Below are 18,711 nucleotides of genomic sequence, written 5' to 3'. Positions count from 1 at the left end.
TCGTCCGGCGCACTCGCCGCCACGCCCGCGCCGCTCTGCACCCTGACGGTGTGGCCCTGCGCCTTCAGTTTCTTCGCCGTCTCTGGCGTGACGGCCACCCGGGTTTCCCCGGGCGCGGTCTCCAGCGGCACTCCGATATTCATGACAACACTTCTCCTCGGCAGACGCAGGCCTCTCGCCCCGTCTCCCGGTGTTTTGCAGATCTCACAATTTCCACGCCGCATCCTCCAATCAGTGGATTCGGCGCGGGGCACGGACTAGACTGCCCGAGGCGCCCCGTCGGGGCGCCTCCCGCAACTGCAGTACGGCCTCACGTGGACACCTCCAAGCTCCTCGAACTGCCCCTGATGAGGGGGTTCTCCCAGCCTTTGCGCCACGCGATCGCCGACGGCTCCAAGCTGCGCACCTACCCGAGCAACTCGGTGGTCTTCCCGCAGGGCGCTCAGCCCGGCGCGGTGGTCTACACGCTCAACGGGATGCTGTTCTCGTGGATCACGAACTCCGAGAACGAGCGCATCCTGCTGACGCATTACCACCCCGACCGGCTGCTGCTGGTGAACAACACGCTGCAGCACCGGCCGCTGGACTTCGAGCTCTACGCGGTCACCCGCGTCGAGCTGCTGGTGATCCCGAGCCACGTGTTCATGCACCTGCTCGAGCACTTCCCGGAGTTCCAGTCCTTCGTGATCAATGGGCTGGGCCGGATCCTCGACGACATGCGCCTGGCGCTGTGCACGCACAAGGCGGCGTCCAAGGAACAGGGGATCGCCCAGTTCCTCGTGCACTGCTGCAGCTGGAGCGCGATCCCGCAGCAGCAGCTCCCGTTCTCGATCGAGTTCATCTCCGACTGCCTGCGCCTGTCGCGCCCCTTCGTCGCCAAGACGATCAAGCACTTCGGGCGCCTCGGGATCATGGGCTCCAAGTACGGCAAGACGATCGTGCTGGACCTCGAGCGCCTGCGCCGCGTCGCCGCCCACGGTCTGGACGGGCTGGCGACGGAGGCCGACACCGGGACCCCGCGCGCCGACGAAGACGGCGAGGTTCCGGCGCAGGCGCACGAGCCGCATCACGATCGCTCCGGCCTCAGGCCTGACGCTTGAGCTGAAGGATCTCGCGCGCCTCGTCGGGCGTCGCGACTTCCTTGTCGACTTCGGCCGCCAGGCGCTTGACGCGCTCGACGAACTCGACGTTGCTCTTGGCCAGCTGGCCCTTGCGGTAGAAGATGTTGTCTTCCATGCCGACGCGCACGTGGCCGCCCAGCGCCAGGCAGGCGAGCTGGATCGGCAGGTGACCCTTGCCAATGCCCAGGCCGCCCCAGGTGAAGTCCTCGCCGACGACCTCGCGGCAGGTGTCCAGCAGGAACATCAGGTTGCGCACTTCGGCCGTCATGCCGCCGGGCGCGCCGAGCACGAACTGGAAGTGCGGGCGGTGCTGCAGCAGGCCCTTGCGGCGGTAGTAGCCGATGTTGTAGATCATGCCGGCGTCGAAGATCTCGTACTCCGGCTTCACGCCGCAGGCCGCGGTCTCGATGGCCAGCTTCTCCAGGAAGCGCGGGCTGTTCTCGAAGATCGTCGAGTGCGCCCAGTTCATCGTGCCGGCGTCGAACGAGCAGATCTCGGGGCGCAGCTCCTGGAACGGCTTCATGCGGACCTCGTCGGTCAGGCCCAGGCCGCCGGAGGTCGTCAGGTTGAGGACGATGTCGGCGCGCGCGCGCACCAGGCGCACGGTCTCGGCGAACTTGTCGAAGTCCATCGAGGCCTTGCCTTCGTCGTTGCGCACGTGGATGTGCGCGATCGAGGCCCCCGCCTCCCAGCAGCGCACGATCTCGTCGGCTTCTTCCTGCGGCGTCAGCGGGATGTACGGCGTGTCGGCCTTGCTCGGCCACGCACCGGTGCACGCCACGGTGCAGATCACCTTGTTGCTGAGGTTCATGTCAGTCCTTCTTTCGATCGGCCGTCTGCCGCATCCAACCCGGAGGAGCGGCGCCGGCACTTGTGCTTGCGTGAGGGGCTAGGAAAAGGCACCCCGATCACCTTCGGCGCATCAAGCGGCCGCCGTACCCCGGCTCTGCCGGGGTACTGGCGGCGCCCCCTTGAGGGGGAAGCGCCGAAGGCGCTTCGGGGGTGGGCCTTAGTACGTGCCGTACTTGTAGACGCGGTCCGGAACGGGATTCAGGTCGTCCTCGTCGATCTCGGCAACCAGGCGCACCCACGAGCCGTCGCCCATGTACCAGCGGATCGGGAAGCCCATGATCTTGAAGCGCTTGCCGACCACCTTCTCGATGTCGCCGCCGACGTTCTCGTAGCCCATGATCCCGTTGCCGAGGATCAGGTTGTGGCACGGTTCCCATTCCGGGAAGTCGTCCTTGACCTCGCGGCCGGTGCGTTCGCGGTACTCGTCCATCAGTTTCGGCACCAGCGGGCCGGTGCCGTGCGGGCCGATGGCGGTGTGCAGCGGGTGGTCCAGCGCCTGCTGGTCGACGCCGACGGCCTTCACGCCCTTCTTGACGAACCATTCGCCGGCGCTGCGGCCCAGGCCCGGGGCGTAGTGGTAGTACTTGGTGTTGTCGCCGTAGTACTTGTGCCAGCCGGTGTGCACGATGACGATGTCGCCCGGGCGGATTTCCGGGGTCGCCTTCTCGAGGTCCTCACCGGTGATCACGCCCCACTCGGGCTTCTCGATGTGCACGCAGACGGCGTCGCCGTAGTACTTGTCCAGCGGGATCTCGTGCGTGAACTCGGTGCCTTCGACCACGTGCGCCGGCGAGTCGGCGTGCGTCGAGCAGTGCATCGTCGCGGTGATCTGCTGCGTCAGCACGCCCGACTTGGCCATGTAGTGCAGCTTGCTGATCTGCGGTGCCTGGAAATACGGCCACAGCGGCGAGGTCGCGCCGAACGGGTGGCTCAGGTCCACGAGTACTTTCTTGCCCATGATGTTTCCTGTCTGTCTCTGAAGAAGGTTGGGGGTGCGCCGCCGCGGGCCCTGTGGCCGTGGAGGAACGGCGGCGCGCGGGACGGTCCTCAGCCCGCGGTGCAGCCGCCGTCCACGTAGACGACCTGGCCGGTGATGAAGTCGGCGGCCGGCGCGCACAGGTAGACCGTGGTGCCGACCATGTCGATGACCTCCGCCGCACGGCCCATCGGGATGCGGTCGAGGAAGATCTTCTTGAGCTTCTCGTCCTCGAGGACTTCCTGCGTCAGCGGGGTCCAGAAGATCGTCGGCGCGACGGCGTTGACGTTGACGCCGTGTTTGGCCCATTCGGTGGCCAGCTGCTTGGTCAGCAGGTTGACCGCGCCCTTGCTGGTGCCGTAGGCCGCGTAGCCGCCCGGGTGGCCCGCGAAGGCACGCACCGAGGAGGTGTTGACGATCTTGCCGTGCTTCTGGCGCACGAAGATCTCGCCGAACACCTTGCAGGGGATGAAGGTGCCGGTGACGTTGGCGTCGATGACCTTGCGGAAGTCCTCGATCGGGAACTTCTCGGCCGCATGGCGGCGCGCGATGCCGGCGATGTTGACCAGGATGTCGACACGGCCGAAGGTGCTCAGCACCTTGTCGGCCAGCGCCTGCACCGAGGCTTCGTCGGTCACGTCGCTGGTGATCGCGATGGCCTTGCCGCCGGCTTCCTCGACCTGGGCGACGGCCTTCTGCAGCGTCTCCAACGTGCGGCCGGTGACGACCACCGTCGCCCCGTGCACCGCCAGGCCGCGGGCCACGCCCTCACCCAGCGAACCGGCACCGCCGGTGATGACCGCGACTTGTCCGGTGAGGTCGAAGAGCGACTTCACGCGTTGGTCCCATTGCTTGTCCATGATGTCTGCTTCCTTCTCTCGTCAGCTGTTCGTCGCCACCACCAGCATGCTGGCGGGGTAGTTGCTCTTGTTGATCACCGAGCGGCCCTCGAAGGGCGCCAGGAAGACCGCGTCGCCGGCACGCACCGTCGTCTCGCCGTCCTTGGTCTTGATGACCAGCTCGCCTTCGACGACGAAGTACAGCTTCTCGGTCGGCGAGTCCTCGTAGGCCCAGTCGGCACCGCCGCCCGGCAGGAAGTGGGACATCCCGCACCAGAACTTCTCGGCACCCGTGAGCGCCTTGTCGCTGAGCTTCAGTGCCACCATTCCGTTGTGCAGCGGGGGGTTGTAGGGTTTGGCCGCCGCCACGTTCATGACCTTCATTGCTCTAACTCCTCTTCACCGAAAGTCTTGAGATCGAGCGCGACCGCCAGCCGCGCTCCCGTCGTGCGCATGACCTCGTCCACCGTCGTGTCGACGGCGATCTCGGTCAGCAGGGGTCCGTCTTCGGTCATCTCGATGACCGCTTTCTCGGTCACGACCAGGTCGACGACACCGACGGCCGTGAGGGGCAGGGAGCAGCGTTCGAGCACGCGCGGCCTGCCGTTCTTGTCGCAGTGCTCCATCGCGACGATGACGCGGCGCGCCCCCGTCACGAGGTCCATCGCACCGCCCATGCCGGGCACCAGCTTGCCCGGCACGATCCAGTTGGCCAGGTTGGCCTCGGCGTCGACCTCCAGCGCACCCAGCACGGTCACGTCGACGTGGCCGCCGCGGATGATCGTGAAGGACATCGCGCTGTCGAAGTAGATCGCGCCGGGCAGTTCACCGACCGGCTGGCCGCCGGCGTTGGTGATGTCCGGGTCGATCTCTTCCTGCTGCGTCGGCGCCGGGCCCACGCCCAGCATCCCGTTCTCGGACTGGAAGACGATGCCCAGCTCGTCGGGCACGAAGTTGACGACCGCGGTCGGCAGCCCGATGCCCAGGTTGACCAGGTCGCCCGTCTTCAGTTCTCGGGCCACGCGGCGCGCGATGCGCCGCCGGATCAGGTTCTTGTCCATCAGCGCCGCTCCCCCGTCACCGCCGCCACCAGGTAGTCGACGAAGATGCCCGGCAGCTGGAAGTCGTCGCCGTGGCCGTAGCCGATGTCGACGATCTCCTGGGCCTCGCAGACGACGATGTCGGCCGCCGTGGCCATCGTCGGGTTGAAGTTCTTCGTCGTCTTGTAGAAAGCCGAGTTGCCGGCCTTGTCCGAGCGCGAGCTGCGGATGAAGGCGATGTCGGCGCGCAGCGGCGTCTCGACCAGGAAGTCGGCGTCGCCGACACGCACACGCGCCTTGCCGCTCTCGACCACCGTGCCCAGGCCGGTGGGGGTCAGCACCCCGCCCAGCCCGGCGCCGTGGGCGCGGATGCGTTCGATCAGCGTGCCCTGCGGCACCAGCTCGACCTCGAGCACGCCGTCGGACATCTGGCGGCCGGTCTCGGGGTTGGTGCCGATGTGCGAGGCGATGACCTTGCGCACCTGGCGGTTGGCGACGAGCTTGCCGACGCCGCGGTCGACGAAGCCGGTGTCGTTGGCGATGATCGTCAGCTCGCGCCGGCCGCTGGCGACCAGCGCGTCGACGATGGCTTCCGGCGTGCCGACCGCCATGAAGCCGCCGATCATCACCGTCATCCCGTCCTCGACGAGGGCCGCCGCGTCGGCGGCCGTGATCAGGGGTTTGGAAATCATGGTTTGTTTGCCTAAGGGTTCCGACCGCATGCGGCGGGGTGATCGGGCTTAGTTCGGAGGAACATCAACCGAGGCTGGCGGGTCGGAGAAACTCTGGCGAGCCAGCCTCGGTGATATTCAGTGGGCTCCGTGCGCGACGTCTTGCGGGTCGACGCGCCCTTTGCACTCGGTCGTGATGAAGTAAATCAGCACGGCACCGACGAAGTCCAGGAAGATGAAGAAGATGTAGGCTGCGTCGAAATCGCCGGTCCACTTCAGGCTGGCCGCGATGACGGCGAAGCACATCACCCGGAAGAGGCAGGCGATCGTCGAGATGACGCGGTTCGCAGCGGCGAAGTCATAACGCCCGTAAACCGAACCGACCTGCGACGTGGCGAGTTCCTTGATACCCGCGATACTCGCCCCGACCATCAGCAGGGTGAAGTACGTGAAGGCATCGCTGCCGCGCACCAGAAGACAGGCGTGGGTGGCCGCGAAGAAGAACGAGTAGGCGATGCTGGTGCGCCGCGTACCGAATTTCACGTCGGCCCAGCCCCAGAAGTAGCTGAATACCGCACAAACCAGCGCCGCGGTCGTGAACATCATGATCGCGGTCTGCTTGTCGTAGCCCACCGAAATCAGTCGGGGGATCAGCTGGCTGACCACGCCGATATCCACCAGCCAGAGCACGCCGTAACCCACGGAGATCAGCCACATGTCGCGGTCGCGCAGCAGCACGGACAGCGTGAACGGGCTCTTGTGCTCGTTGAACTCGCGCAGGTTCTCGGCCAGCGCCTCCTTGGACATGGGCTCGTTGTCAGGCGAGCAGCCGAGTTCCTCGGGGGTATTGCGGACCCAGAAGTAGGAGATCACGCCGAAGACCATGAGCGTGCCGCCGACGACGGCATAGGCGTCCTGGATGCCGAAGCGGTCGAACAGGATGACCATCAGCGGAACCAGCGTCGCGGTGCACAGCGACATGCCCATCGTGGCCCAGCCGAGCGCCAGGCCCTTTTTCCGCGGGAACCACGTGGTGAGCAGCGTGCCGGGCACGTTGAAACAGGTGCCGGTGGCCAGGAAATTGATCAGGGTGAGGCCGATGGCATATTCCAGCGGGGTCGTCACACGACCGAACCAGATCATCGTCGCGCCGAGTGCGATCAAACCGCAGACAGCGACCAGGCGGGCGCCCTTGCGGTTGATCATCTCGGCGATCAGGAAAGCCCCGAGAACCCCCAGCCAGCCGGCCGGCGTCGAGAATGCGAGCAGCGTTGCATAATCCCAGCCGTGAAGGTCGACAAAACTCTCGACAATCACGTTGAGGCCGTCCGCGGTCCAGGCCGCGAAGTTGTAGTACATCAGCAGGCTGAAGCCGATCATGCTCCACCCCCAACCGCCGAAGTTATTCGCCGATGGCTTTTTGCCAATAGGTGGTGTGGCCGGGGGTTTCCCCGCTTGCAAGCGTGCGCCCATCTCGTTTCTCCTCATGACAGGGCCCCTGTCCGCCGGGGTCCGGGAAGGTTCGTCTATTCGTCTTTTGATGTATGTCGGACGCACACACGATATCCCTGGGGGCGGCGCCGATCGGGCGCGAACTGTCAGCGGTTGACATTGCGTTTTTGATCTGACGCAAAGTCGGATTCGCGCTGCGCGAAGCACCGCTTGACCCCGCGCGGGGGGCTGGACCGGGCCCGCGCAGGCAGGCGCGCGCTGCCCCCGGCGGCGGGCCGTGGGGGCGAAAAAAAGCCCGGGCATGCCGGGCCGGAGAAACGCGAGGACGGGAGAGGGGCGCCGCGGCGGCGGCGCGCGGGATCAGGCGGGGCCCTGGATGGACTCGAAGGCGCGCGCCAGCGACGAGCGCACGGTGTCGGGCTCCTGCGCGGCGCCGGGCGCGCAGGGCATCGTCAGCACCAGCAGGCCCACGAGGCCGTAGAGCGTGCGCCGCGGGAGCTGCTGGCGCTCCACGCGCGCCGGGCGGCCGCCGCTGCGCCAGTGCTCGAGCACTTCACGCGCCAGCGCACGCACGCGCGACTCGTCGGCCCAGTCGATGCCGAGTGCGATGCCGAGGCGGGCCAGTTCGGCCTCGATCTGGCGCAGCGTCCTGTCGTAGTCGATGAACACGTCGTATCCCCGCTTCGCCACCGGTGTCGGCAGCGGCAGCGGAGTCATCGCAACGGCCGTGCCAGCCGGAGACCGGCCCGGCGCCGGGATTTCGGCGCGCCGCGCGCGCGCCGCTGCGCAAACGGCTGCGCAGGCGCGCAAGACGCTGCGCGCCGGAAACGAAAAAGCCCGGCAGGGCCGGGCTTCGGGAGCGGGGCGTGAAGCCTTCAGCCGTGCGCCTCGCGCCGGCCCAGCAGCGCCCACAGCAGGATCGCGCCGAAGGTGGCGGTTCCGATGCCGCCGAGCGTGAAGCCGCCGAACTTCAGCGTGTAGTCGCCGGTGCCCAGCACCAGCGTGATCGCGGCGACGACGAGGTTGCGGTTGTCCGAGAAATCGACCTTGTTGTCGACCCAGATCTTGGCGCCGGCCACCGCGATGAGGCCGAAGACGACGATCGACACGCCGCCCATCACCGCCAGCGGGATGGCCTGGATCAGCGCGCCGAACTTCGGCGAGAAGCCCAGCAGCAGTGCGATCAGCGCTGCGCAGACGAACATCGCGGTCGAATAGATCTTGGTCGCCGCCATCACGCCGATGTTCTCGGCGTAGGTCGTGACGCCGGTGCCGCCGGCCGAGCCGGAGAGCATCGTCGCGACGCCGTCGCCGACGAAGGCGCGGCCCATCATCGGGTTCATGTCGCGGCCGGTCATCGCGCCGACGGCCTTCAGGTGGCCCAGGTTCTCGGCGACGAGGATGATCGCCACCGGGGCGATCAGCAGCATCGCGTTGCTGTCGAACACCGGCGCGGCCAGGTTGGGCGCGCCGAACCAGGCCGCGCCGGCCACGCCCGACAGGTCGATCGGCTTGCCCAGGCCCAGGCCGTTGGTCAGCACGGCGTAGACGATGCTGGCGACGATCAGGCCGACAAGGATCAGCAGGCGCTGCGTGAAGCCGCGCGTGAAGACCGCGACGCCGGCCACGCAGACGAAGGTCACGCCCTGCATCCAGGCGTCGAACGAGGTCGGCGCCATGTTCTTGATCGGCACGCCGGCCAGGTTCAGGCCGATGACCGCGACCACCGAGCCGGTGACGACCGGCGGCATCAGCGCCTCGATCCAGCGCGTGCCCACGGCCATCACGACCAGGCCGATCAGCGTGTAGACCGCGCCGCAGGCGATGATGCCGCCCAGCGCCACGCCCAGGTTGCCGTTGGCGCCCTGCCCCGCGTAGCCGGTGGCGGCGATGACGACGCCGATGAACGCGAAGCTCGAGCCCAGGTAGCTCGGCACCTTGCCGCCGGTGATCAGGAAGAACAGCAGCGTGCCGATGCCGCTCATCAGGATCGCCAGGTTGGGGTCGAAGCCCATCAGGATCGGCGCCAGCACGGTGGCGCCGAACATCGCGATGACGTGCTGCACGCCCATCGCCGCGGTCTGCGGCCAGGGCAGGCGCTCGTCGGGGGCGACGACGGCACCGGGGGCGGGGCGCACTTCGCGCCAGCGGAAGATCGAACTCATCGGCATTGCTCTCTTGTGGTCTCGGCTCGTGGCCGGGCGGGAGTCTAGGCCCGCGGCGCACGGCAGGGCCGGCACAGCGACCGCCGGGTGCATGGTCGAGGGGGACGGGGGGCCGGTTTGCAGCACGCCCCGGGGCCGCTACAGTGCCCGCCGATGCCAGCCGCCCGCAACGCCTGCCGTGCCACCGTCGTCGTCGCCGCCGTGCTGCTGGCGGCCTGCGCGAGCAAGCCCGGCCGCGACGGCGCGCCGGCCCGGCCGCCGGGCGAGCTGGGCTCGACGCCCGACGCCGTGCCGCGTGTCGAGCCGCTGCGCCGCGGCGGCCCGAACAAACCCTATGAGGTGCTCGGCAGGCGCTACGTGCCGATGGACGCCGACCTGCCCTACAGCGAACGCGGCCTGGCCTCGTGGTACGGCACGGCCTTCCACGGCAAGTCCACCTCCAGCGGCGAGCCCTACGACATGTACGCGATGACGGCGGCCCACAAGACGCTGCCGCTGCCCAGCTACGCCGTCGTGCGCAACCCGGCCAACGGGCGCGAGGTCGTGGTGCGCGTCAACGACCGCGGGCCTTTCGTCGCCGGGCGCATCATCGACCTGAGCTACACCGCGGCGCTGCGCCTGGGGCTGCTGGCCGGCGTCGCGCCGGTCGAGGTGCGGCGCCTGACGCACGACGACATCCGCGCCGGCCTGTGGCGCCGCGGCGCACCGCAGCCCGAGAGCGTGCCGGCGCCCGAGCCGGCGCTGGCCGCCGCGGCGCCCGACACCGCCGACCCGCTGATGTCGCTGGTCGCCGACGCCCAGGCCCGGGCACCGGCGCGCGACGCGCCGCCGCGCCCGGCGGCGCCCGCCGCCGACGCCGCGCCGGGCTTCTGGCTGCAGCTCGGCGCCTTCCGCCAGGCCGAGGGCGCGGCGACGCTGCGCCGCCAGGTGCTCGACGCCGCCGGCGATCTCGCCGTGGCGGTCTTCGACGACGTCGTCGCCTACCGCGTGCAGGTCGGCCCCTACGGCAGCCGCGGCGAGGCCCAGGCCGCCGCCGAGCGCCTGCGCGCGCTGCTGCTGATCGTGCCGCTGGTCGTCGAGCGTCGCCCCTAGGCCGGCGGACGCCGCGGCTTGTCTGGCCCGGGCCTTTCCGGGATGCTCGTCCGCACGAGGACGACAGACCGAGGATCACGATGGCCACCGACGCCGGCAGCATCACCTTCATCGTGCCGGGCCAGGCCCGGCGCGGCACCGGCGGCCAGGACGCGCCGGCGCCGACAACGACGCCACTGCCGGGGCGGGTGCGCGAGTCGGTGCGCGTGGCCACGGTGCGCGCCGGGGCCGATCGGCGGCGGCTGGTCGCAACGATCGGGCAGGACGCCGTCGCGCTGCACCTGGCCGGCGGCCCGGTGCTGGTGCTGCACCCCGAGAACGCCCGCGACCTGCTGCTCGCGCAGGCCGGGCAGCCCGGTGCCACACGCGGCGCCGCCGCGCCCACCGAGATCGAGGTGCCGGCGGCGCTGGCCTGGGCGGGACAGGCGCCGGCGGCGGCCACGCGCGGCGCCGCCGCGCCGGGCGCGGCCTTCGTCAGCGCGGTCGAGATCCTCACCGACCTCGTGCGGGCGCCGCTGGCCGACGCCGCGGTCGACCTCGTCGCGCGCCACGTCGACGGCCAGGTCGGCAACGCGGTCTACGCGCTCGAAGCCGGCACGCTGCCGCCGCTGAAGGACCGCCCGGCCTGCGCCGCCGGCAGCATCGGCGCACGCGCCGACGGCGGGCCGCTGCTGGTGCTGGCGCACGGCACCTTCGTCGACACCGAGAGCACCTTCTCCAAGCTCTGGAAGGAGCACCCGCAGGGCGTGCAGCGGCTGTTCGAGCATTACGCCGGCCGCGTCTACGCGCTGGACCATCCGACGCTCGGCGAGAGCCCGGTGGCCAACGCGCTGACGCTGGTGCAGGCGCTCGCCCCGGGCCAGCCGCTGCGCCTGCACCTGGTGACGCACTCGCGCGGCGGCCTCGTCGCCGAGGTGCTGGCGCGCATGGCCGCCGACCCCGACGCCGCGCTCGCCGACTTCGAGCGCCTGGCGCAGCTGGCCGGCGACTGGGGCGAGGCCGCCGAGCGGCTGCGCCCCGAGCTGCAGGCCCTGGCCACGGCGCTGCGCGGGCGCCGCGTGGCGGTCGAGCGCATCGTGCGCGTGGCCTGCCCGGCGCGCGGCACGCTGCTCGCGTCGCGCCGGCTCGACGGCTACCTGTCGGTGCTGAAGTGGGCGCTGGAGCTGGCGCGCATCCCGGTGGCGCCCGCGCTGGTGGGTTTTCTGGGCGAGGTCGCGCGGCGGCGCGAGAACTGGCTGCAGCTGCCGGGCCTGGCGGCGATGACACCCGACAACCCGCTGGTGCAGTGGCTCAACCTGTCGGATGCGACGATCCCCGGCGAGCTGCGTGTCGTCGCCGGCGACCTGGAGGGCGACTCGCTGGGCAGCTGGGTCAAGACGCTGCTGGCCGACGCCTTCTACTGGACCGACAACGACATCGTCGTGCAGACGCGCTCGATGTACGGCGGCACGCCGCGCGAGGGCGGCGCGAGCTTCCTGCTCGACCGCGGCGGCAAGGTCACGCACTTCGACTACTTCCGCAACGCCCGCACCGCCGACGCCGTCGTCCAGGGCCTGACCCAGCCGCGGCCGCAGGGCTTCGCGCCGATCGGCCCGCTGTCCTGGGCCGGGCAGGACGCCGGCGGGCTGCGCGGCGGCGGGGCGGCGGCGCACAGCGAGCTGCCGGCGGTCTTCGTGCTGCCCGGCATCCTGGGCAGCAACCTCAAGGTCGACGGCCGCCGCATCTGGCTCGGGCCGCACTTCCTCGGCGGCCTGCCGCTGCTGAAGTACGCCCCCGACGTGCCCGACCGCGTCGAGCCCGACGGCCCGGTGGCGGCGGTCTACGACGATCTGGTGCGCCACCTGGAGCGCACGCACGAGGTGCTGCCCTTCGGCTACGACTGGCGCCGCCCGCTGGAGGACGAGGCGCGGCGGCTGGGCGAGGCCGTGACGCGTGCGCTCGACGCCCGTGCCGTCAACGGCCAGCCGGTGCGCCTGCTGGCGCACTCGATGGGCGGGCTGCTGGCGCGCACGCTGCAGCTGGAGTGCCCGGCCGTCTGGAAGCGCCTGATGGAACGCCCGGGCGCGCGCCTGCTGATGCTGGGCACGCCCAACGGCGGCTCGTGGTCGCCGATGCAGGTGCTGTCCGGCGACGACAGCTTCGGCAACGCGATGGCCGCCTTCGGGCTGCCGCTGCGCGACCACCAGGCGCGCACGCTGATGGCCGGCTTCCCCGGTTTCCTGCAGCTGCAGGCCGGCCTGAGCGGCTCGCAGCCCGACCTGGGCCTGGCCGCGACCTGGAAGGACATCGCCCGCCGCGACCTGGAGGCCGCACGGCGCTTCAACGCCTGGCACCAGCCCTCGGACGGCTGGGACCAACGCGTGCCGGCCTACGAATGGGGCGTGCCGACGCAGGCGGTGCTCGACCGCGCCGTCACGCTGCGCCAGGCGCTGGACCGCCAGCTGCGCGAGACGCTGCCGGCCTGGGCCGACCGCCTGCTGCTGGTCACCGGCCACGCCCGCTACACCCCCGACGGCTACGAGTGGAGCGAACACGGCCTGGTCTATCTCGACGCGGTGGACGGCGGCGACGGCCGCGTGCCGCTGGCCTCGGCGCTGCTGCCCGGCGTGCGCACCTGGACGCTGGACTGCGAGCACGGCGCGCTGCCCTCGCGCCCCGAGGCCTTCGAGGCCTACGAGGAGCTGCTGCAGCGCGGCGACACCACGCGGCTGAAGCCCTTGTCGGCCACGACACGCGGCGCGGCCGCGCCGCAGCACGTGCGCAGCCGCCCGGCACGCAGCGGTTCGGCGGCCGACGCGCTGCCCGCGGGCGCCGCCGCCTCGGTGTTCCTGCTGCCGGCCGCCGGAGAGGTGGCCGCGCGCTCGACGCCGCTGCGCGTCACGGTGCACAACGGCAACCTGTGTTTCGTGCGCCAGCCGCTGCTCGTCGGCCACTACGAGTCGCTGCGCCTGGAGGGCACCGAACGTGCGGTCGACCGCATGATCGGCGGCGCGATGCACCAGGCGCTGGGCGTCGGCCTCTATCCGAACACGCGGGGCAGCTGCCAGGTGTTCCTCAACCCGTCGCCGCTGGCCGACAGCGGCGCGCTGGTGCCGCGACCGGAGGCGGTGATCGTCGTCGGCCTGGGCCCCGAAGGCGGGCTGTCCGGCAGCGAACTCGCCGACAGCGTGCGCCGGGGCGTGCTGGCCTGGGCGCAGCGCGTGGCCGAGGGTGCGCAGGGGCCGGCCGCGGGCTTCGAGATCGCCGCCACGCTGCTGGGCAGCGGCGGGCTGGGCGTCTCGCCGGGCAGTGCCGCGCGTGCGATCGCGCAGGGCGTGCGCGACGCCAACGAACTGCTCGCGCGCGTCGGCTGGCCAAGCGTGCCGCGCCTGACGCTGGTCGAGCTGTTCCTCGAACGCGCCGCCGAGGCCTGGCGAGGGCTGCGCGTGCTCGCGACCGCGTCGCCGGGCATGCTGGAGGTCGACGCACGGGTCGAGAGCGGGCTGGGCGCGCTGCGCCGTTCGCTGGACGCCTACCGCGGCGCCGACTACGACTTCATCCGCGTGTCCTCGCCGCAGGACGGTTTCATCGACTTCACGCTCGACTCCAGCCGTGCCCGCAGCGAGCTGCGCGCGCGCCAGACGCAGCGCAAGCTGATCGCCGAGATCGTCGCCTGTGCCGCCCGCGACGACAACGACAACCCGCAACTCGGGCGCACGCTGTTCCAGCTGCTGGTGCCGGTGGAACTCGAACCCTTCCTCGGCGGCACGACGAACACGGTGCTGGAGGTCGACTCCGCCACCGCCGGCATTCCATGGGAACTGCTGGACACCCCGCGATCGGACGAACCGGGGGCCGACACGCGCCCCTGGGCGATCCGCTGCCGGCTGCTGCGCAAGCTGCGCACCCGCACGCCGCGAGAGACGGTCGTCGACGCCGGCGCCGACGACGACGTGCTGATCGTCGGCGAACCGTCGTGCGCGCCGAAGAACTACGCGCGGCTGGACGGTGCCCGGCGCGAGGCCGCCGCGGTCGCGGCGCTGCTGCGCGGCGCCGACGGCGTCGGCGCGCAACGCGTCAACGCGCTGATTGCCGGCGAGACGCAAGGCGGCTACGAGGCGCTGCCCATCGTCAACGCGCTGCTGGAGCGCCGCTACCGCATCGTGCACATCGCCGGCCACGGCGAACCGGGCAGGACCGGCGGCGTCGTGCTGTCCGGCGGCACGGTGCTCGGAGCCGCCGAGATCAAGGCCATGCGCACCGTGCCCGAGCTGGTGTTCGTCAACTGCTGCCACCTGGCGCGGCGCGACGACCAGCAGCTGCTGGTCACGCCGCGCGCCGAGCACGTGAACTTCGCCGCCACCGTGGCCGAGGCGCTGATCGAGATCGGCGTGCGCTGCGTCATCGCCGCCGGCTGGGCCGTCGAGGACGCGCCAGCGGAAGCCTTCGCGACGGCGCTGTACCGCGCGCTGCTCGACGGCCAGCCCTTCATCGAAGCGGTCGCGCTGGCGCGCGTGGCGGCCTGGCGCGTCGGCGGCAACACCTGGGCGGCCTACCAGTGTTACGGCGATCCGGACTGGCGCTGGCGCGCCGCCACCGCGGACGCCCAGGCGGCCGCCGAGGCCGGCGCACGAGAGGCCGACGAGATCTCGTCGCCGGTCGGGCTGGCGCTGGCGCTCGAGGAGATCGCGCTCGACGCGAAGTTCGGTCGCCCCGAGGACGCCCCGGCACGCAGCGTGCGGCTGCAGGCGCTGGAGACACGCTTCCAGCCGCCGTGGGGCGGCATGGGCGCCGTCGCCGAGGCCTTCGGCCTGGCCTGGAGCGAAAACGGCGAGCGCCAGCGTGCGATCGGCTGGTACGAACGCGCGCTGGAGGCCAACGACGGCAGCGCTTCGCTGCGCGCGGCCGAACAGCTGGCCAACCTGCGCGTGCGCCAGGCCTGGGCGGATGTCGAACGCGCCGGCCGCGAAGCCGCCCAGGCGGCGCCTGCGAAAGCCCCGCGGCGGGCGGCGCGGGCCGCCGGCACGCCCGCCTCGGCGCTGGCCGAGGCCCGGCGCACGATCGGGGCGGCGCTGGAGCAGCTGCAGCGACTCGTCGCGCTGCAGCCGACGATCGAACGCTGGTCGCTGGTCGGTTCGGCACACAAACGCAGCGTGATGCTCGAGCGGGTGGCCGAAGACGCGGAGGCCGCACAGGCGGCGATGCGGGCGATGCACGCCGCCTACGCCCAGGCCGAGGCGCTGGCGCGGCAGCAGCGCAGTGCCGAGCTGTTCTATCCCGGCAGCAACCGGCTGGCCGCCGAGATCGCGCTGCACGCCGCCGAGCGCGACTGGCCCGGGCTGGCCGACGAGCAGGTGGCCGAGATCCGGCATTCACTGGAGCGGCGCATGGCCGAGCAGCCCGAGTTCTGGGCCGCGGCCGGCCTGGTCGAGCTGGAGCTGCTGCAGGCGCTGGGCCACGCCGACGACCCGGACACGGGGCTGGCCGGGCGTCTGCCGGCGATCCGCGCGCGTTACGAGGACCTGCACGCCCGGGTGCCCGGCGTCAAACACTGGGGCTCGGTGGCCGACCAGGCCACCTTCCTCGTGCTGCCGTGGATGCGGCACCGCGGTGCGCCGGCGCAGGCGGCCGCCGAGGCGCTGCTGGCGCTGCTGCGCGGCTGGGCCGGGCGATGAGGATCAGGCCGCGTGCAGCAGCGCGGCAAAGAAGTGGCAGACGCTTCCGGCGATGACGAACAGGTGCCAGACGAAGTGCGCAAAGCGCATCCGGCTGTCGAGCAGGTAGAAGACCGCACCGCCCGTGTAGGCCACGCCGCCGGCCACCAGCAGCACCAGCCCGCCGGTCGCCATGCGTTCGACCAGCGGCCCGATCGCCACCAGCACCAGCCAGCCCATGCCGACGTACAGCCCGGTCGACCACAGCGGATGGGCGAGCCGGTCGAAGGCCTTGGCGACGATGCCGACGATGGCGATCGACCACACCGCGGCCAGCAGCGACCAGCCCCAGGCCCCGTGCAGCGGCCCGAGCGCGAACGGCGTGTAGCTGCCGGCGATGAAGAGAAAGATCGCCGCGTGGTCCAGGCGCTGGAACCACTGCTTGACGCGGCCGGGTGGCAGCGCGTGGTACACGGACGAAGCCAGGTACAGCACCATCATCGTGACCGAGAAGACGCTGGCGCCGACGACGTACCTCACGCCGGCGTGCTGGCCCGAGAACAGGACCAGGATCGGCAGCGAGGCCACCGCGAGCAGGAACCCGATGCCGTGGCTGATCGTGTTGGCGATCTCCTCGGCCAGCGTCTGGGGGCGGGCAGTGATCGTGCTCATGACGTGTATTCGGCAGCAGCAGCGATGCTGCGCCAGGGATTTGGTAACCAAGCCTCTCCAGATCAAACAGAAGGTCTGGAAGATGCCGACAGTTGAGCCCAATTTATCCGCAAAAGCCGCCTGGGCGCCACAACCCGGAGGCCACAAGGGTATGCCCTGATCGCTCATCGCGGCCCTGCCGCGCAGGCGACAGGCGCGGCACGACTCCTGGATCGCACGCAGAGGCGGCCCGCCGGGCCTGGGCTAGAGTCGGTGCATGAGCACCCGTCGCCACCTCCTCCTCGCCGCCGGCGCGACTGCGATCGCCATGCCGGCGTTCGTCCGCGCACAGACGCTCGAGAAGCCGAAGCTGACGCTGGCCGTCGGCGGCAAGAACCTGCTGTATTACCTGCCGCTGACCGTGGCCGAGCAGCTGGGCTACTTCAAGGCCGAGGGCCTGGACGTGTCGATCGTCGACTTCGCCGGCGGCGCGCAGGCGCTGCGCGCGCTGATCGGCGGCAGTGCGGACGTCGTCTCCGGCGCCTTCGAGCACACGGTCAACATGCAGGCCAAGGGCCAGCGCCTGCGCGCCTTCGTGCTGCAGGGCCGCGCGCCGCAGGTGGTGCTGGGGCTGAACCCGAAGACGATGGCCGGCTACCGCACGCCGGCGGACCTGAAGGGCAGGAAGATCGGCGTCACGGCGCCGGGCTCGTCGACCAACGTGATGGTCAACTACTTCCTGGCGCGCGCCGGGCTCAAGCCGAGCGAGGTGTCCATCGTCGGCGTCGGCGCGTCGCAGGGCGCGGTGGCGGCGATGCGTGCCGGCCAGATCGACGCGATCAGCAACCTCGACCCGGTGATCTCGCTGCTGCGCCGCGGCAACGAGATCCGCATCGTCTCGGACACCCGCATCGTCGCCGAGGCCGACAGGCTCTTCGGCGGGCCGATGCCGGCCGGCTGCCTGTACGCGCCGCAGGCGTTCGTGGACCGCAACCCGGCCACCGTGCAGGCGCTGGCCAACGCCATCGTGCGCGCCGACAAGTGGATCCAGAAGGCCGGGGCCGGCGACATCATCAAGGCGGTGCCCGAGAGCTACCAGCTCGGCGACCGCGCGGTCTACGTCGACGCCTTCCTCGCCGCCAAGGGCGCGCTGTCGCCCGACGGCACGATCCCCGAGGCCGGCGCGGCGACCGCGCTGCGTGCGCTGCAGAGCATCGACGAGTCGCTCAAGGGCGCGAAGTTCGACCTGCCCGCCGCCTGGACGAACGACTTCGTCAGGCGCGCGAACACGAAGTACCCGCAGGGCTGAACCGGCGGCGGCACCGCGCCGCCGCGCTCTCTGGCAACCGCATGTCCGACCTCGACCGTCCGTCCGGCCCGCCCGCACTCGTGCTGCGCGGCGTCTCCTGCACCTTCGTCAGCCGCCACGCGCCCGGCCAGCGCTACACCGCGGTGCGCGACGTCGACCTCGGCGTCGGCGCCGGCGAGTTCGTCTCGGTCGTCGGCCCCACCGGCTGCGGCAAGAGCACGCTGCTCAACGTCGCCGCCGGGCTGCTGGCGCCGAGCACCGGCAGCGTCGAGTGCTTCGGCCGGCCGCTGGCGGGCCTGAACACACGCGCCGGCTACATGTTTCAGGCCGAGAGCCTGATGCCCTGGCGCACCGCGCTGGGCAACGTGATGGCCGGGCTGGAGTTCCGCGCCGAGCCGCGTGCGCGCGAGATCGCCGAGGCCTGGCTGCGCCGCGTCGGCCTGGGGCTCTTCGGCGACCGCTACCCGCACCAGCTCTCCGGCGGCATGCGCAAACGCGTGAGCCTCGCGCAGATGCTGGCGCTGGACCCCGACGTGATCCTGATGGACGAGCCGTTCAGCGCGCTGGACATCCAGACCCGCCAGCTGATGGAAAACGAGGTGCTCGCGCTGTGGGCCGAGAAGCGCAAGGCGGTGCTGTTCATCACCCACGACCTGGACGAGGCGATCGCGATGAGCGACCGCGTCGTCGTGCTGTCCGCGGGCCCGGCGGCGCGGCCGATCGGCGAGTTCAGCATCGACATCCCGCGCCCGCGCGACGTCGCCGAGATCAAGACCACGCCGCGTTTCATCGAGCTGCACGCCGCGATCTGGGACGTGCTGCGCGAGGAAGTGCTCAAAGGCTACGCGCAGCAGCTGGAGGGCGCGTGATGGGACGCGGGCTGGGTCTGCGCGCCGCGCAGCTCGCGCTG

The 18,711-nt window shown here is 71.0% G+C and carries 15 protein-coding genes and 1 pseudogene; 5 read left to right on the top strand and 11 right to left on the bottom strand.

The features are described from left to right. Positions 1–143: pseudogene (locus tag EV684_RS19525) on the bottom strand (NAD(P)(+) transhydrogenase (Re/Si-specific) subunit alpha); the annotation flags it as partial. 204 nt (positions 144–347) lie between these two features. On the opposite strand from EV684_RS19525, the gene EV684_RS19520 reads away from it, so the two are divergent. After that, entirely contained in the window at positions 348–1,100 is a 753-nt protein-coding gene (locus EV684_RS19520) for a Crp/Fnr family transcriptional regulator (protein WP_132648994.1), read from the top strand. On the opposite strand, the gene EV684_RS19515 is transcribed toward EV684_RS19520, so the two are convergent. From EV684_RS19515 to EV684_RS19475, 9 genes are all read right to left on the bottom strand, one after another. After that, on the bottom strand, positions 1,084–1,932 hold the full coding sequence (locus EV684_RS19515; RefSeq protein ID WP_132648993.1) for a BKACE family enzyme: 849 nt from the start codon (positions 1,930–1,932) through the stop codon (positions 1,084–1,086). The two genes, EV684_RS19520 and EV684_RS19515, sit on opposite strands and share 17 nt — an antisense overlap. 198 nt (positions 1,933–2,130) lie before the next feature. Further along, a complete protein-coding gene (locus EV684_RS19510; RefSeq protein ID WP_132648992.1) occupies positions 2,131–2,931 on the bottom strand; it encodes a cyclase family protein in 801 nt (266 codons plus the stop codon). A gap of 89 nt (positions 2,932–3,020) precedes the next feature. Further along, positions 3,021–3,809 (bottom strand): SDR family NAD(P)-dependent oxidoreductase, encoded by a 789-nt coding sequence (locus tag EV684_RS19505; RefSeq protein ID WP_132648991.1) that lies wholly within the window; start codon positions 3,807–3,809, stop codon positions 3,021–3,023. A gap of 21 nt (positions 3,810–3,830) precedes the next feature. Next, complete coding sequence (locus tag EV684_RS19500) at positions 3,831–4,172, bottom strand: cupin domain-containing protein (RefSeq protein WP_132648989.1); 342 nt, start codon at positions 4,170–4,172, stop codon at positions 3,831–3,833. Beyond that, positions 4,169–4,849, bottom strand: a complete 681-nt coding sequence (locus tag EV684_RS19495) for a 3-oxoacid CoA-transferase subunit B (protein ID WP_132648988.1) — start codon at positions 4,847–4,849, stop codon at positions 4,169–4,171. Before EV684_RS19495 ends, EV684_RS19500 begins: the two co-directional genes overlap by 4 nt. Then, on the bottom strand, positions 4,849–5,520 hold the full coding sequence (locus tag EV684_RS19490; RefSeq protein WP_132648987.1) for a CoA transferase subunit A: 672 nt from the start codon (positions 5,518–5,520) through the stop codon (positions 4,849–4,851). The genes EV684_RS19495 and EV684_RS19490 overlap by 1 nt, the downstream gene beginning before the upstream one ends. 117 nt (positions 5,521–5,637) lie before the next feature. Further along, positions 5,638–6,972 carry an MFS transporter gene (locus EV684_RS19485; RefSeq protein ID WP_165908540.1) on the bottom strand — a complete coding sequence of 445 codons (1,335 nt, stop codon included), beginning with the start codon at positions 6,970–6,972 and terminating at the stop codon, positions 5,638–5,640. A 339-nt stretch (positions 6,973–7,311) separates the two neighbouring features. Beyond that, a complete protein-coding gene (locus EV684_RS19480) occupies positions 7,312–7,668 on the bottom strand; it encodes a hypothetical protein (protein ID WP_207184684.1) in 357 nt (118 codons plus the stop codon). A gap of 158 nt (positions 7,669–7,826) precedes the next feature. Then, positions 7,827–9,116 carry a solute carrier family 23 protein gene (locus EV684_RS19475; protein WP_132648984.1) on the bottom strand — a complete coding sequence of 430 codons (1,290 nt, stop codon included), beginning with the start codon at positions 9,114–9,116 and terminating at the stop codon, positions 7,827–7,829. A 153-nt stretch (positions 9,117–9,269) separates the two neighbouring features. On the opposite strand from EV684_RS19475, the gene EV684_RS19470 reads away from it, so the two are divergent. Together EV684_RS19470 and EV684_RS19465 are read left to right on the top strand one after the other, a co-directional pair. Then, positions 9,270–10,208, top strand: a complete 939-nt coding sequence (locus EV684_RS19470) for a septal ring lytic transglycosylase RlpA family protein (RefSeq protein ID WP_132648983.1) — start codon at positions 9,270–9,272, stop codon at positions 10,206–10,208. An 80-nt stretch (positions 10,209–10,288) separates the two neighbouring features. Next, the gene (locus EV684_RS19465; protein WP_132648982.1) at positions 10,289–15,862 is read left to right on the top strand and encodes a DUF7379 domain-containing protein; all 5,574 of its coding nucleotides are present in this window, start codon (positions 10,289–10,291) and stop codon (positions 15,860–15,862) included. 3 nt (positions 15,863–15,865) lie between these two features. On the opposite strand, the gene trhA is transcribed toward EV684_RS19465, so the two are convergent. Next, positions 15,866–16,513, bottom strand: coding sequence for a PAQR family membrane homeostasis protein TrhA (gene trhA / locus EV684_RS19460; RefSeq protein ID WP_132648981.1), 648 nt, complete (start codon positions 16,511–16,513; stop codon positions 15,866–15,868). A 256-nt stretch (positions 16,514–16,769) separates the two neighbouring features. Here trhA and EV684_RS19455 point away from each other — a divergent pair, with 256 nt between their 5' ends. Together EV684_RS19455 and EV684_RS19450 are read left to right on the top strand one after the other, a co-directional pair. Further along, positions 16,770–17,801: an ABC transporter substrate-binding protein gene (locus tag EV684_RS19455; RefSeq protein WP_132648980.1), complete on the top strand. Its 1,032-nt coding sequence runs from the start codon at positions 16,770–16,772 to the stop codon at positions 17,799–17,801. Between the two features lie 41 nt (positions 17,802–17,842). Beyond that, the gene (locus tag EV684_RS19450; RefSeq protein ID WP_132648979.1) at positions 17,843–18,670 is read left to right on the top strand and encodes an ABC transporter ATP-binding protein; all 828 of its coding nucleotides are present in this window, start codon (positions 17,843–17,845) and stop codon (positions 18,668–18,670) included. The last annotated feature ends 41 nt before the right edge of the window (positions 18,671–18,711 follow it).

Origin of the sequence: Rubrivivax gelatinosus (genome assembly GCF_004340905.1) — a bacterium.
GTDB lineage: Bacteria > Pseudomonadota > Gammaproteobacteria > Burkholderiales > Burkholderiaceae_C > Rubrivivax > Rubrivivax gelatinosus.
The sequence above is the reverse complement of the archived record's forward strand: the minus strand, read 5'-3'. Positions and strand labels throughout refer to the sequence as shown.